Below are 14101 nucleotides of genomic sequence, written 5' to 3'. Positions count from 1 at the left end.
TATTAGTGCCTGTCTATCAACTGACAGATCATGAGGGATTTACCTACAAGAACCCCGTCACTATAGACTTCAACATCCACTTTACCGAACTTTCTCCCGACATCAAGGACCTTCGGGTGAATTTCAAGCATACTTTCCATCTGTACCGGCTTGATGAAATAGATGGTCATGTTCTCGACAACGAGATCACCTTTTTTATAAGGCTTCAATACCCGGTTTGCAGCTTCTGTCATGAGGGTGGTGAAGACCCCGTAGGACATGGTTCCGAGTCCTGTCGTCATTTGCGGGGTGACTGCAAAGTGATAGATTTCCCTGTCCCCTTTTTTCTCACCCGCTTCCACTCCGTTGCTGATCAGATCATCGATCGTTTCTCCCACCTGCGGCTGCCTTTGGATCATTTGCAGTGCTTTCAGGACATCCTGACGTGAAATGATTCCCTGGAGCTTGTTCTGTTCATTGACGACCGGCAGGACCTCGATGCCTTCCCAGATCATCATATGGGCTGCCGAGGCAACACTTGTCTTCGCACTGACCGTGATCGGCTGTTTGGTCATGATCTTGTCAATACCGATATGCTTCTCCTGCCCCATTACATCCTTGGACGTCACCATCCCATGCACTTTCAGGTTTTGATCGACGACCGGAAACCTGCTGTGGAAGGTGTATTGATTTTTTTCGTACCAATCTTCAAGGGTATCGTTTACATGTAAGTAAGCCGTGTTGTCCACTTTCGTCAGAATATCTTCTACAAGGACAATTTCTTTCTTGATCAGCTGGTCATAAATCGCCCTGTTGATCATGGCGGCAACAGTAAAGGTATCATAGGAGGTGGAAATGATTGGCAGTTCCAGTTCATCCGCCAGCTTCTTCACTTCATCTTCGGTGTCAAAACCGCCCGTAATCAGAACGGCAGCCCCCGCTCTTAACGCATGTTCATGTGCTTTCGTACGGTTTCCGACGATAAGCAGATTGCCTGCTTCGGTATAGCGCATCATCGCTTCAAGCTTCATCGCACCGATGACAAATTTATTGAGCATCTTGTGGAGGCCCGTTCTTCCGCCGAGAACTTGTCCATCTATGATATTTACTACTTCGGCATACGTCAGTTTTTCGATATTTTCTTTTTTCTTCTGCTCGATCCTGATCGTTCCGACACGTTCGATCGTACTGACATATCCTTTTATTTCCGCATCTTTTATCGCCCGATAGGCTGTACCTTCACTGACGCTCAGTGCTTTTGCGATTTGGCGGACCGATATTTTTTCTCCGACAGGGAGGGAATCTATGTAATCTAAAATTTGTTCATGTTTGGTTGCCAAGCTTTTCACCCTTCTTTTGTACGTCCTGCTTAATAGTATCATTATAATGTGAAAAGCTTGGGGTTTCAATTTTATCAGGGGTTAATGGCTGTAGCCTTTATGCCTCCCCTGAATACCGCTGTTGATTTCCGTGGAAGACTTTGCTTTCCGCGGGCGGCCGGTGAGCCTCCTCGGCGTTCCGCCTGTGGGTCAGAAAAGCGGAGGCGGCTCGCCCAGAGGCGACAAGCATAAGACAGGGCATCCATAAAGGCGCTTTTTGCCTTTTTGGATGGCATGGCTTAAGTCTCGAGCCTCTAGCCGCCGGAGCTGGACAAGTCTCACCAGACTCGCTTTTCCCGCAGGAATCTTCGTCTTCCACTCCAATCAACAGCTAGAACAATTTGAAAAAGATTTTCAGCCGTTTTACCATCATCCAAGGGATCGCAGCTTCTTTTTTCGTACCGTAAAAGCCTTTCCTTTACCTTTAATACCTTTAGATCCATTGGCCGGGCTGAAAAGCAGGGCTGCAAGGTTGCCGGCAATTACAAATGTGGCCAGGACAAGCCATCCGATGGCAAACGCCCCCTCGAGCCCCCCGGCTTCGATCGATAATCGCGGAGCTGCATAATACAGTAAGGCCCCCGTCAATAACAGGCATAGAATATAACGTTGTTTTTTCACATTATTCCTCCTCTCTAAGCATGTTTCATATATATGCAGAGAGGGACAGGATATTGTGTGAAAACTAAAAAGAGAGTGACGCATAGGTCACATCCAACTGCTATACATCACTCTCTCCTGCCATCAATATTCGATTGTGTCCCCTGCCGACATGACCTGTCCCTCACTGCCATCCAGCATCTCGACAAATTGATGCGGATCCTGCTTGATAGGAGGGAAGGTATTATAGTGAATCGGGACGACCTTCTTCGGTTTCAGGAAGCGTGCCGCTTCTGCAGCATCCTCAGGACCCATCGTAAAGTTATCTCCTATCGGCAGGAATGCCAGGTCGATCGGATGACGTTCACCGATCAGTTTCATATCTGAAAACAGTCCTGTATCTCCTGCATGATAGATCGTTTTTCCTTCGATGAATAAAAGAAGGCCTGCCGGCATGCCCATATAGACGATTTCATTTCCATCTGTCATGAGTCCTGAACCGTGGAATGCCTGGGTCATCTTCACTTTACCGAAATCAAATTCATAGGCTCCGCCAATGTGCATCGGGTGGGTCTTGACAAGCTGCCAGCTGAGGTAAGTCGCGAGTTCATGGTTGGCGATCACAAGTGAATCATTTTTCTTTGCCAATTCCACCGTATCTCCTACGTGATCGTTATGACCATGTGTCAGGATGATCACGTCCGGCTTTTCGTCTTCCACCTTTAGATCTGTCAGTTCATTTCCGGTAATGAATGGATCGATCAAAATCGTCTTCCCACTCGTTTCAATTTTCACAACTGAATGTCCATGATAAGAAATCTTCATTATAACTCCTCCTGCATGATCTTTTATTGTATATAATTTGATATACCCCGATTTTTTAGTTTTTAAAAGTTGAATTACTAAATGGATTGTTGTTTGAATATCGTTGACCGTTCCTTTCCGCTGCAGGCACTTGCTTTCCGCGGGGAGGAAGTCAAGCCTCCTCGGCGTTCCGCCTGTGGATAGAAAAGCGGAGGCGGCTCGCTCAGCCCCGACAAGCATTAGATGAATGGGCTGTGAAGGCGTTTTATGCCTTCATGGACCATTTAGATTATGACCTCGAGGGGCTAGCCCCAGAGCTGGAAAGGTCTTGACTTTTCCTCTATTTCCCATCGGAGTCAAGTGCCTTCCGCTCCAATCCACTCTAAGTTTTAAGAATAGTATTAAATGCAAACAGCCATTCAATAAAACAAGATTAATATAATCACTAATTTGCGTTACTTAGCATTAATAAAAACACTGATTGTGCTTAAGATTTTGAGTCGTTCTAGCTATTGATTGGAGTGCAAGACGAAGACTCCTGCGGGAGAAGTGGCCAATAAGAAAAGCGAAAGGGCTTTGTTCAGAGGCGGGTGGCATAAGACGAATCGGAATGGAAGGCGGTCTTTGCCTTCTTGGTCGGTTTGGCTTATGACATGTACCTCTAAGCCCTGCAGCTGGACAAGTGAGACCCCGCAGGCTTGGCTCACGGGTTACCCGCGGAAAGCGAAGTCTTGCACGGAAATCAACAGCGGTGATTGACAGCGAATAAACAAAAACCGGCCCAGAAATTTCTTCTGCGGCCGGCTTGGGTGTATTAAAGCTGTTCTAATTGTGTTCTTGTATCTGAGTAATCAAGACCGTGTGCTTCAGCAACAGCTTGATATGTTACATATCCGTTTAATGTATTGATACCTTTTAGAAGCCCTTCGTTATCAAGACATGCTTTCTTATAGCCTTTAGATGCGATTTGGATTGCATATGGCACGGTAACGTTCGTCAATGCAATCGTAGAAGTACGCGGTACAGCTCCCGGCATATTCGCAACGGCATAGTGAACGACACCATGTTTTTCATACGTTGGATCATCGTGAGTCGTAATGCGGTCTGTCGTTTCAAAGATACCGCCTTGATCAATCGCGATATCCACAACAACCGATCCAGGAGTCATAGATTTAATCATGTCTTCTGTCACAAGTTTCGGCGCCTTGGCTCCAGGGATCAGAACTGCACCGATGACCAGGTCTGCTTCTTTTACTGCCTGCTCGATATTTAACGGGTTGGACATAAGCGTAGTCACGTCGCTGCCGAAAATATCGTCAAGCTGACGCAGACGGTCCGGGTTCAGATCAAGGATGGTTACATTCGCCCCTAATCCTACAGCCATTTTTGCTGCATTTGTTCCGGCACCCCCACCGCCGATGATTGTTACTTTACTGCGGCGCACACCCGGGACTCCTGATAGAAGCACTCCTTTACCTCCATGTATCTTTTCAAGGAATTGGGCACCGATTTGAGTCGCCATGCGTCCTGCCACTTCACTCATCGGAGTCAGCAGTGGAAGCGCACGATTCACTTCGACCGTTTCGTAAGCAATCGCTACTACTTTGTTATCGATAAGAGCCTTTGTAAGTTCCGGTTCTGGTGCAAGGTGTAAATATGTAAATAAAATCAGCCCTTCGCGGAAATAAGAATATTCGCTTGGAAGTGGTTCTTTTACTTTCATGACCATATCCATCGACCATGCTTCTGAAGCAGTACTTACAATATGTCCGCCTGCTGCAGTATAATCTTCATCTGTAAAACCCGATCCCATCCCTGCTCCGGACTCGATATAAACCTCATGTCCAAATTGAACAAGGTTCACGACACCAGCGGGAGTCATCGCTACACGGTTTTCATTATTCTTAATTTCCATTGGCACACCAATACGCATATATGCCTACCTCCTAATTCCACTATTGCTCCTTCAGAGCATCACTTCATAAATATAACATTTTCCATATATAATAGCTAAGAGAATTTCGTCTCTCTGTAAGCACTTACATTTTAACAAATAAATAATAAAATATCTCTACTTTCCACTAAAATTATTAATGTTTATTTCTTCGCTTTTTTGCAAAAATTCTATAAAATATACTTTGTTACACAACGCTGTTGATTTCCTTGCAAGACTTCGCTTTCCGCGGGTGACCCGTGTGCCTCCTCGGCTTTGCCTGCGGGGTCTCACTTGTCCAGCTGCAGGGCTTAGAGGCCCATGTCATAAGCCAAACCGACCAAGTAGGCAAAGACCGCCTTCCAGGCCGATTCGTCTTATGCCACCCGCCTCTGAACAAAGCCCTTTCGCTTTTCTTATTGGCCATTTCTCCCGCAGGAGTCTTCGTCTTGCCCTCCAATCAACAGCTGAACCTGCTAAAACAACAATATACTCTAACAGAGCAATAAGAATTCATGCTATAAATGTACAAAGGAGAACAAAATGACAAAACAACCAGTGATTGAACGGCTTGGTCTGGAGCCGGTTCCAGCAGATCAAAAAACAACGACATGGAAAGAGTATTTCATCATTCAGCTTGCCTTTTCGGTCAATGCCGGCAACTTCCTGATACCCGCTTTGGCTGTACTCGAAGGCGGCCTTTCTTTTGCAGCCGCATTCACGTGTACAGTATTAGGGGCGCTTGCCGCATTTCTGTTTGTATCTTTTCTGTCACTCCCGGGTTCCAGATATGGACTGCCCGCACAATATGTACTCAGGACCCTTCTCGGTACAAAACTTTCCATGCGTATCGCTTCCCCGATCCGGTCATTGACCTCCCTTTACTGGTTCAGTGTGCAGACGATCGGCGGTACATATGTCTTTTTGTCAATCGTTGAAAAGGTTTCGGGTGTGTCACTGCCTTTCATCCCCATTGCAGCAGGTCTGGCGCTCATCATGACGCTGCTCGCCTTAGTCGGATTCCAAGCGGTGAAAAAAGCAACGAAATATTTCATACCGGTCCTTGTACTCGGTCAGTTGGTCATCCTTTATTTATTTATAACGAAAGGGCTGTCACCGGGAACGCTGTCTTCTTTAACACAAGGAACAAAAGCTTCCGGGGCTGCTGCATTCTTTTTTTATTCCAGTTTAGTGTTCGTTCAGTATGTATCCGGTGTCAGTGCATCTGCGGATATCACACGCTACAGTAAAAGCAGTTCCCACGGATTTTGGGGACTGTATGGAGGAAATGTCGTCGGTTTCATGATGACCGCTTTATTAGGCGGTTTAAGCGCAAGCTTGTTTGGAGACCTGAACCCATTCGTCGTGGCAAGTGAGCTCACCTCTTCTTCTGTTCTTTTAATCATCATTATCTTATGTGCGATGGTTTCCATGATTTCCATCAACCTCAGCAATGCTTATACAGGGGGCTACAGCTTACTGAATGCACTGCCAAGATTGTCACGTATTCAATGTGCTGCTGCCTTTGGAGCAGCAGGCATCCTATTAAGCTGTATCCCATCGCTCGTTGTCAATGCACAAGGTTACGTATCATTCCTTGGCATTCTGATCATTCCCATTTCGGCGATTGTCACAGCTGATTACCTGCTCGTTAAAAAAGGTAAATTAACCGAGAGCTCCCTGCTTCAGCTTCTGAATGGGACATCGACCCTTAACAAAGAAGCTTCCTGGGTGCTTGTAATCGGCATGATCACCTATATTCTCATCCCGGAAACCTATTCACCCGGCTTTCTGTCCTTCATTTTGACCTCAGCTGTTTATACAATAGTGAAGAAGCGTTCGTATGCTGATGGACACTCTCCTTCTCTTGAAAATAAGCTGGGATAGGAAAAGGCTGATCCATTTATATGGATCAGCCCTTTTCAAGCGATTACTGATTCTGCTCTTCCCCGTGATCTTCATACGTGTTGTAATGTCCATTCTCTGTATCGATGACACCACTGGTATATGAATTCATGATTTGCTGGCTTACTTGCTCGCTTCCCTGTTCGTCGTACGTATACTGTTCCTGCGGATTCTTTTTCTTCATGAGGCATCCCCCTTATTATGAGATTTTTTCTTCTATATTGTTCGATTATCTGCCACAAGCTATTAGTGGAAAAATGTAGTATGATAAAGGTAAGGAGGGGATAACAATGAGTTTAAAATATCAGAACATATTAGTAGCCGTGGATGGATCTAAAGAAGCAGAATGGGCTTTTCAAAAAGCGATTGCCATCGCAAAGCGTAATGATGCAACACTTTCCTTGATCCATGTTATCGATACCCGTTCTTTTGCAGCGATTGAGTCCTATGATCGCACGGTAGGCGAAAGAGCCATCCGTTATGCTGAAGAACTTCTGCAGGAATATAAAGCAGAAGCTGCCGAAGCAGGAGTGACAAAGGTAAAAACGTATGTTGAATATGGTTCTCCAAAGGTTATCATCCCCAGAGAAGCGAACAAGAACATTAAAGCAGACCTGATCATATGCGGGGCAACCGGCCTGAATGCCGTTGAACGCTTTCTGATCGGAAGCGTATCAGAACACATTACCCGTGCTGCGCACTGTGATGTCCTTGTTGTACGGACAGAAGACAAAGAAGAATAAGAAGTACTATTACCATAGAAAATGAAGAGAGGCAGGAATCGGGAGATCCTGCCTCTCTTTCTTTATTGGCTTTTTACCTTTTCATCAGCTTTTAAAAGAGATTTGCCTTTTTCAATTTGGATTTTCACTTGTTCAAACCCCGTCCCGCCGTAAGAATCTCTTCTTTCCACCGCGGCATAAGGCGTTAAGATTGAATAGATATCCTCCTCGATAAGATTTGAATATTGCTGATACTGCGCCAGTGAAACATCCTTCAGGTAGTACCCTTCCTCGATACAATGCAGGACCAGCTTGCCGACAATCTCGTGAGCCTGTCTGAAAGGGACCCCTTTAGCTGCCAGATAATCAGCAAGCTCGGTTGCATTTGAAAAATCATTCGAAACGGCTTCTTTCATTCTCTGCTGTTTGACCGTCATCGTACGGACCATTCCATTAAAGATCTTCAAGGAACCGACGACTGTTTTGACCGTGTCGAACATGCCTTCTTTGTCTTCCTGCATGTCTTTGTTATACGCAAGCGGGAGGCCTTTTAACACTGTAAGCAGCGAGACGAGATTTCCGTTCACTCTTCCCGTTTTCCCCCTGACCAGTTCAGCCATGTCAGGATTTTTCTTTTGGGGCATGATGCTGCTTCCAGTCGTAAAACTGTCATCCAGCTCGATGAATTGAAATTCTTCCGTCGACCAGAGGATGAACTCTTCAGCCAGCCGGGAAAGGTGTGTCATCAAGAGGGAGCTGTTGCTTAAGAACTCCACGATGAAATCGCGGTCGCTGACGGCATCGAGACTGTTTTCGTAATAGGAATCGAAACCGAGCTGCTCCGCTGAATACGCTCTGTCGATCGGGAATGTCGTACCTGCAAGTGCACCGGCCCCTAGCGGCGAAATATCGATTCGCTTGAGTGAATCAGTTAATCGCTCTTTATCTCGCTGCAGCATCCAGAAATAACACATTAGGTGATGAGCAAAAGAAATTGGCTGCGCACGCTGCAGGTGGGTATAACCGGGAATGATCGTTTCAACGTTTTCCCCGGATTGAAGAACAATCCCTTCCTGCAGATCATTGATCAGTTCAATGATTTCCTTTACTCTGCGCTTTAAAAACAAATGCATATCCGTGGCAATCTGGTCATTCCGGCTTCTTCCTGTGTGAAGCTTACCTCCCACTTCACCGATTTCGTCGATCAATAGCTTCTCAAGATTCAAATGGATATCTTCATACTCCACAGAGAAATCGAGCTCCTGCTTAACAGCCTTTTCGTACAGCGTTTGAAGACCTTGAAGAATTTGATCGGCTTCATTTTCAGAAAGGATGCTGCATTTTTTCAGCATGGTCACATGGGCGATGCTGCCTTCGATGTCTTCAAAGACCAATTCCTGGTCGAATGAGATGGATGCGTTGAACTCATCCACCCATTCTTCAGGCTTTTTCGTGAATCTTCCGCCCCAAAGCTTACTCATAAAGTCACTTTCTCCTTTTTCTCATTATTGATGACAGAAGATACCTTCGTCGGCAGACCCCAAAGCTTGATGAAACCGATCGCAGCATCATGATCGAATTCATCGGCTTTTGTATACGTAGCCAGATTTTCATCATATAGGGAGTTTGGAGATTTTCGTCCTTCCACAATGGCATGACCTTTGAATAACTTCACGCGCACGACCCCATTGACATACACTTGAGTTTGGTCAAGAAATGCTTTTAATGCTTTATTTAATGGGGAGAACCATAAGCCTTCATAAATTAATTCTGTCATTTTCTTCTCGATGACCGGTTTATAGTGCGCTAGTTCCTTCACCAGCGTAAGATCTTCGAGTTCTTTATGTGCTTTTAACAACGTGACTGCACCCGGGCACTCGTACACTTCACGGGACTTGATGCCGATCAGACGGTTTTCAACGTGATCGATGCGCCCTACCCCGTGTTTTCCAGCGATGATGTTCAACTCTGAAATCAATTGATCCAACGGATATGCCTGGCCGTTTAACTCTACCGGTACCCCATGTTCAAATGTGATTTCCACCATATCTGCTGTGTCCGGGGCGTGTTCTATGCTGCATGTGAGATCATATGCATCTTCTGGTGGAGCCGTCCAAGGGTTTTCCAATACCCCGCATTCGTTGCTTCTTCCCCATAAGTTCTGGTCGATGGAATACGGTGAATCAAGGTTGATCGGGATTGGGATGCCTTTCTCTTTTGCATACTCTATTTCTTCCTCACGCGACCATTTCCACTCACGCACTGGGGCAATGACTTCAAGATCCGGATTTAAAGCCTGAATGGAAACTTCAAAACGAACCTGATCATTTCCTTTCCCTGTACAGCCATGCGCCACTGCCGATGCTCCTTCTTTTTCAGCCACCTCGACAAGCTTACTGGCAATCAATGGTCTTGAAAGAGCTGAAACCAACGGATATTTCCCTTCATATAAAGCATGGCTTTGTAAAGCAAGGAGTGCATAGTCCTTCGCGAATTCTTCTTTTGCATCGATGACATAGCTTTTTGACGCACCGACCGTCAGCGCTTTTTCTTTTACAAAATCCAAGTCCTTTCCTTCACCGACATCTAAGCAGCAGGCGATGACTTCATATCCTTTTTCCTTTAACCATTGCACTGCCACTGACGTATCTAGTCCACCTGAATAGGCCAAAACCACTTTTTTATTCAATCGTATTCCCTCCAGTTGTTGTTTTATATAAATCGAAACGATTAAAAATGTTTAAATGAATAATTATTCTTTTGAATGAATTTATATTAACAACTTATCTTGAGTTTATCAATACTTATTCATTAATTTGTATAAATATTTTATGTGGCGACACTGGAAGTGTTGGGATGAATGGATTTCAGCGGGATTATATTGTAGGATTTATGGTGTGGATACAACCTGAAAAAGGAGAACTTAACGTTTATATGTGCACTATGAAAAAATATTTCACTTACGACCAGCGTTTAAAAATACATATGCCCTGTTTGTCGGAAGAATGGTCCGGCTATCCCCCTCACATTCAGGAAGCCATTCTCCTCGAGTGGGAAAGGGTGAGAGGAACTATTCCTGAACGTATCGGGGAAATTGAAGAGGAAATTGAAGAGCTGCAGTCCTCTCTTGGCCAAGAAGAGGACTTTGAAGAATCATGCAGACTGAACAGCGAGATATCAGAGAGAGCCTCGCAGATTAATGACTTGTGGATATGGTATCGTACCACCCCGGAAATTCAATAGACGTTCTTCTTGGATTCAAAAAAGCGAAGGAGCCCTTAAAGGTCCTTCGCTTTCCTTCGTTTATTGGTTCTTCTTCAACCGCAGATAACGATATTGATAATACTTTTCTGCAAAATCAGTGATTTTACGTGAGAGCTGATAATTCACACCGGCACCAATCGCCATGCTTACAAGCGGCAGCCCGGACCATTTTTTTCCTTTGAACATCGTGATCGCAAGACCTTTGAGTGCATGCTTCATCGGTCCTTCCAGCCATGTATAATCGGTCAGCTGTTCTGAACCGTCGTAAAAATAATTCGTATCCTTCTTATTCAAATCCTCCATGAGATCCTCCCAGGCCAGTGCCCGCAGCCTTGAAGGCAAGGTGGACGCATGGAACACTTTCAAAGCCGTCATCATTTCAAACGGGGTCTGGACGTCAAATCCGTAGGTAATGGCGATCAGCTGTACGGAACGAAGATTGATCACGGCCATTGCCGGCAGGTCAGTACCAAGGGCCACGATGCCGCCTGTTCCCGTGATGCCGCCTTGAAATAAGGAATAGATGCGGTGGCGTCCTGCATGCTGTTCTGCAATATAGTGAAGCTGATCAATCGTGAGGTATTGAAGGTCTTCTATCGTCTGGGTGTCCTGGTTGAAGGCACGTGCTGTTACGAGGATCCGTTCCCGTGCATCATTCTGCATCTGCGACCCCTGAATGAGGGAATGCATGTGAAACAGCCAGCCGTCCAGACGCTGAAAGAACTGTTCCTGAACATCTTGCGGAATGGATTCAAATGCGTAATCCAGCCATTTAACATATGTATGTTCCAAATCATTCGCTTCATATTCATACAAGTCTTCTTTCCAAACTTTGATTGTCTGCCAAACTTGTTTATCCCGATCTGACCAGCTCATCTTCCCACTCCTTACAGTTACGAAATTAATCTTAGTATATCATAAATCGTTCCCGGCTTTCCGTTCTTCAGCAATGTGGCGTGAATTTTCTGTGATTTAACTTTCTATACTATCGCACATAAAAACAGGATCACCGATACGGCGATCCTGTTTAAACTGTTATAATTAAATATTTCCTTTTTCGACCACGTCGCGCGCGATCATGACTTCTTCGTTTGTCGGGATGATCATGACTTTTACCGGGGAGTGCGGATAATTGATGAATGCTTCTTCTCCACGCACGTTGTTGCGTGCAGGATCCCAGTATACGCCCATGAATTCAAGGCCCTGAAGTACTTTTTCACGGACAAGGGTGCTGTTTTCACCGATACCGGCAGTGAAGACGATTGCATCTACCCCGTACATGCGGGAAGCATAAGAACCGATGTATTTGTGGATACGATTTGCGAATACTTCAAGTGCCAGCTCCGCGCGTTCATTTCCTTCTGAAGCCTGCTGTTCGATATCTCGAAGGTCGCTTGAGAACCCGGAAACACCAAGCATACCTGATTTTTTATTCAGGATATTCAGTACTTCTTCAGCCGTTGAACCTGTTTTTTCCATGATGAATGGAATCAATGCAGGGTCGATGTTTCCTGAACGCGTACCCATCGCTACACCGGCAAGCGGTGTGAAGCCCATGGATGTGTCGATTGACTTTCCGCCTTCAATGGCAGCGATACTTGCACCATTACCCAAGTGGCAGGAAATCAGGCGTACTTGCTCTTTCGGTCGTCCAAGCATTTCAGCCGCTCTTTCAGATACGTATTTATGTGAAGTTCCGTGGAATCCGTATTTACGGATGCCGAAATCTTCATAATACTCATATGGCAGGCTGTATAAGAATGAGCTTTCAGGCATGGATTGATGGAAAGCTGTATCAAATACCGCTACTGCAGGTACATTCGGAAGCACATTCCTGAAAGCCTTGATACCTGTTAAGTTCGCCGGGTTATGAAGCGGTGCCAAATCTGAGAGTTCCTCGATTTTTTCGATCACTTCATCTGTGATGAGGACAGATTCGTTAAATACTTCCCCGCCGTGAACGACACGGTGGCCGATCCCCTGGATTTCATCAAGGGAATCGATGATGCCGAACCCAGTCAATTTCTCAAGAAGCATTTTGACCGCTACCTCATGATCAGGGATATCCGTTACCTCTTCTTTCTTTTCACCGTTCACTGATATGTTAAAAACCGCATTGTCCAAGCCAATACGCTCAATAAGTCCCTTTGTGATGACTGTTTCTTCAGGCATGTCGAATAGCTGAAACTTCAAAGATGAGCTTCCGGCATTGATTGCAATTATTTTGTTTGCCACGTTGTATCGCTCCTTTAATATATAGGATCTTCACTATCTATATTTTGTTCATTGAATCACTTTTTATCTCTCAATTCCCCATTTAATCACTGTACACTATCGATTTCAAGAAAAAGCTTGAAATGACATCGTTTTCATGTTAAATTAAATATTTTCGCAAAATTCGAAAAGGAAACTCTTTTTCATATTTCCGCAATCCCCTGACTGCTAAACAAAATAAAGCACAAGAAAAAAAGACTGCTCTATACTTGTAAGCAGTCTTAGTACTATGGTTATTTATTATCAACCAGCCACTGATCGATCTTGCCAAGGATATCCTCTAATGCACGCTGATTCGAGAGGCTTGGAAGATTCGCGAGCAGGACTTCTTTCGGTGCTTTCAGACCTTCTTTCTTCTTTTGAAGGATCAGGATGCTTTTCGCCGAGTTCTTATTTTTGAATAAAGAAAGCGGCAGCTGCAGGAAGCCTTGAATGTTCACTTTTTCTTTTAAAAATAAATGCAGCTGGCTGCTGAGAGGTGATTCGAACAGCGCATTTGGGACGATGAAGAACAGGTAGCCGCCTTCTTTCGTATGTTTCAAGCTTTGTTCGATGAATAAGTGATGGGCGTAGGAATGGCCTTCTTCAGCTTTTAACTCATAATCCTGTGCCCTGATATCATTCGGATAATATCCTACTGGAAGATCACTCAGGACAATATCGACAGGGTCGATAAATAACGGCTCCAATGCATCTTGATTGAAAAGCTGCAGCGGATGTTTTTGAAGATTTGCCCCAACGTAAGCCAATTTAATCAATACATCATCGATTTCCACCCCGATGGATTGGGATTCGACGTGAGGCATCTGATTCAACACGGTTGTCAGAAGATTGCCTGTACCGATTGCCGGGTCTAAAACGGTCAGTTTCTCATTGCCCTGAGTGAATTTATTGACGAGGAAACTGATAAATAACCCGAGAGAATCCGGAGTCATTTGATGATTTGGCTGAACATTTTCTTTCATTCCCTTTAAAATGGCAAATTGAAAGGCTTTGCGGATATCCTCATTTTCAATGCTGCCGATCTTTATTTCTTCATATTTTTTATGTAGGCGTTTTTTTGTCAGTTCACTCAATTCATCTTGCAGGATATCATCTTGGAAAAGATTTTCCCCCGTTTCCGCCACGGCTTCTAAATAGCTGCATGCCAGCTCTTCTTTAAGAAGCAGTGATGTTTCATCGATGATTCCGAAGAGAGATTCGACTGGCGAATTCATCATATGCATTCATTCCTTTACCAA

Annotated in this window: 13 protein-coding genes; 3 read left to right on the top strand and 10 right to left on the bottom strand. The window is 44.9% G+C overall.

The window, feature by feature from the left end:
• Nucleotides 1–2: 2 nt before the first annotated feature.
• From HWX64_RS17200 to ald, 4 genes are all read right to left on the bottom strand, one after another.
• Complete coding sequence (locus HWX64_RS17200) at nt 3–1319, bottom strand: CBS domain-containing protein (protein ID WP_175990696.1); 1317 nt, start codon at nt 1317–1319, stop codon at nt 3–5.
• A 408-nt stretch (nt 1320–1727) separates the two neighbouring features.
• On the bottom strand, nt 1728–1979 hold the full coding sequence (locus HWX64_RS17195) for a hypothetical protein (protein WP_175990695.1): 252 nt from the start codon (nt 1977–1979) through the stop codon (nt 1728–1730).
• A gap of 123 nt (nt 1980–2102) precedes the next feature.
• Nucleotides 2103–2783 (bottom strand): metal-dependent hydrolase, encoded by a 681-nt coding sequence (locus HWX64_RS17190; RefSeq protein WP_175990694.1) that lies wholly within the window; start codon nt 2781–2783, stop codon nt 2103–2105.
• Nucleotides 2784–3576: 793 nt separating this feature from the next.
• Nucleotides 3577–4695 (bottom strand): alanine dehydrogenase, encoded by a 1119-nt coding sequence (gene ald, locus HWX64_RS17185; RefSeq protein WP_175990693.1) that lies wholly within the window; start codon nt 4693–4695, stop codon nt 3577–3579.
• 543 nt (nt 4696–5238) lie between these two features.
• Between ald and HWX64_RS17180 the strand changes: the two genes are divergently transcribed.
• The gene (locus HWX64_RS17180) at nt 5239–6582 is read left to right on the top strand and encodes a cytosine permease (RefSeq protein ID WP_175990692.1); all 1344 of its coding nucleotides are present in this window, start codon (nt 5239–5241) and stop codon (nt 6580–6582) included.
• A gap of 43 nt (nt 6583–6625) precedes the next feature.
• Here the strand turns inward: HWX64_RS17180 and HWX64_RS17175 are convergent, their stop codons facing one another.
• Nucleotides 6626–6784 (bottom strand): hypothetical protein, encoded by a 159-nt coding sequence (locus tag HWX64_RS17175; protein WP_175990691.1) that lies wholly within the window; start codon nt 6782–6784, stop codon nt 6626–6628.
• A 106-nt stretch (nt 6785–6890) separates the two neighbouring features.
• Between HWX64_RS17175 and HWX64_RS17170 the strand changes: the two genes are divergently transcribed.
• Nucleotides 6891–7343, top strand: a complete 453-nt coding sequence (locus HWX64_RS17170) for a universal stress protein (protein ID WP_175990690.1) — start codon at nt 6891–6893, stop codon at nt 7341–7343.
• Between the two features lie 62 nt (nt 7344–7405).
• On the opposite strand, the gene argH is transcribed toward HWX64_RS17170, so the two are convergent.
• Together argH and HWX64_RS17160 are read right to left on the bottom strand one after the other, a co-directional pair.
• Entirely contained in the window at nt 7406–8803 is a 1398-nt protein-coding gene (argH, locus tag HWX64_RS17165) for an argininosuccinate lyase (RefSeq protein WP_175990689.1), read from the bottom strand.
• Nucleotides 8800–10017 (bottom strand): argininosuccinate synthase, encoded by a 1218-nt coding sequence (locus HWX64_RS17160; protein ID WP_175990787.1) that lies wholly within the window; start codon nt 10015–10017, stop codon nt 8800–8802. Before HWX64_RS17160 ends, argH begins: the two co-directional genes overlap by 4 nt.
• 248 nt (nt 10018–10265) lie before the next feature.
• Here HWX64_RS17160 and HWX64_RS17155 point away from each other — a divergent pair, with 248 nt between their 5' ends.
• On the top strand, nt 10266–10565 hold the full coding sequence (locus HWX64_RS17155) for a hypothetical protein (protein ID WP_175990786.1): 300 nt from the start codon (nt 10266–10268) through the stop codon (nt 10563–10565).
• 60 nt (nt 10566–10625) lie between these two features.
• On the opposite strand, the gene HWX64_RS17150 is transcribed toward HWX64_RS17155, so the two are convergent.
• From HWX64_RS17150 to HWX64_RS17140, 3 genes are all read right to left on the bottom strand, one after another.
• Nucleotides 10626–11462 carry an EcsC family protein gene (locus HWX64_RS17150; protein ID WP_175990688.1) on the bottom strand — a complete coding sequence of 279 codons (837 nt, stop codon included), beginning with the start codon at nt 11460–11462 and terminating at the stop codon, nt 10626–10628.
• Between the two features lie 165 nt (nt 11463–11627).
• Nucleotides 11628–12821 carry an acetate kinase gene (locus tag HWX64_RS17145; RefSeq protein WP_175990687.1) on the bottom strand — a complete coding sequence of 398 codons (1194 nt, stop codon included), beginning with the start codon at nt 12819–12821 and terminating at the stop codon, nt 11628–11630.
• A gap of 272 nt (nt 12822–13093) precedes the next feature.
• The gene (locus tag HWX64_RS17140) at nt 13094–14077 is read right to left on the bottom strand and encodes a class I SAM-dependent methyltransferase (RefSeq protein ID WP_175990785.1); all 984 of its coding nucleotides are present in this window, start codon (nt 14075–14077) and stop codon (nt 13094–13096) included.
• Between the last annotated feature and the right edge of the window lie 24 nt (nt 14078–14101).

This window comes from Bacillus sp. Marseille-Q1617 (assembly GCF_903645295.1).
Lineage (GTDB): Bacteria > Bacillota > Bacilli > Bacillales > Bacillaceae_B > Rossellomorea.
The sequence above is the reverse complement of the archived record's forward strand: the minus strand, read 5'-3'. Positions and strand labels throughout refer to the sequence as shown.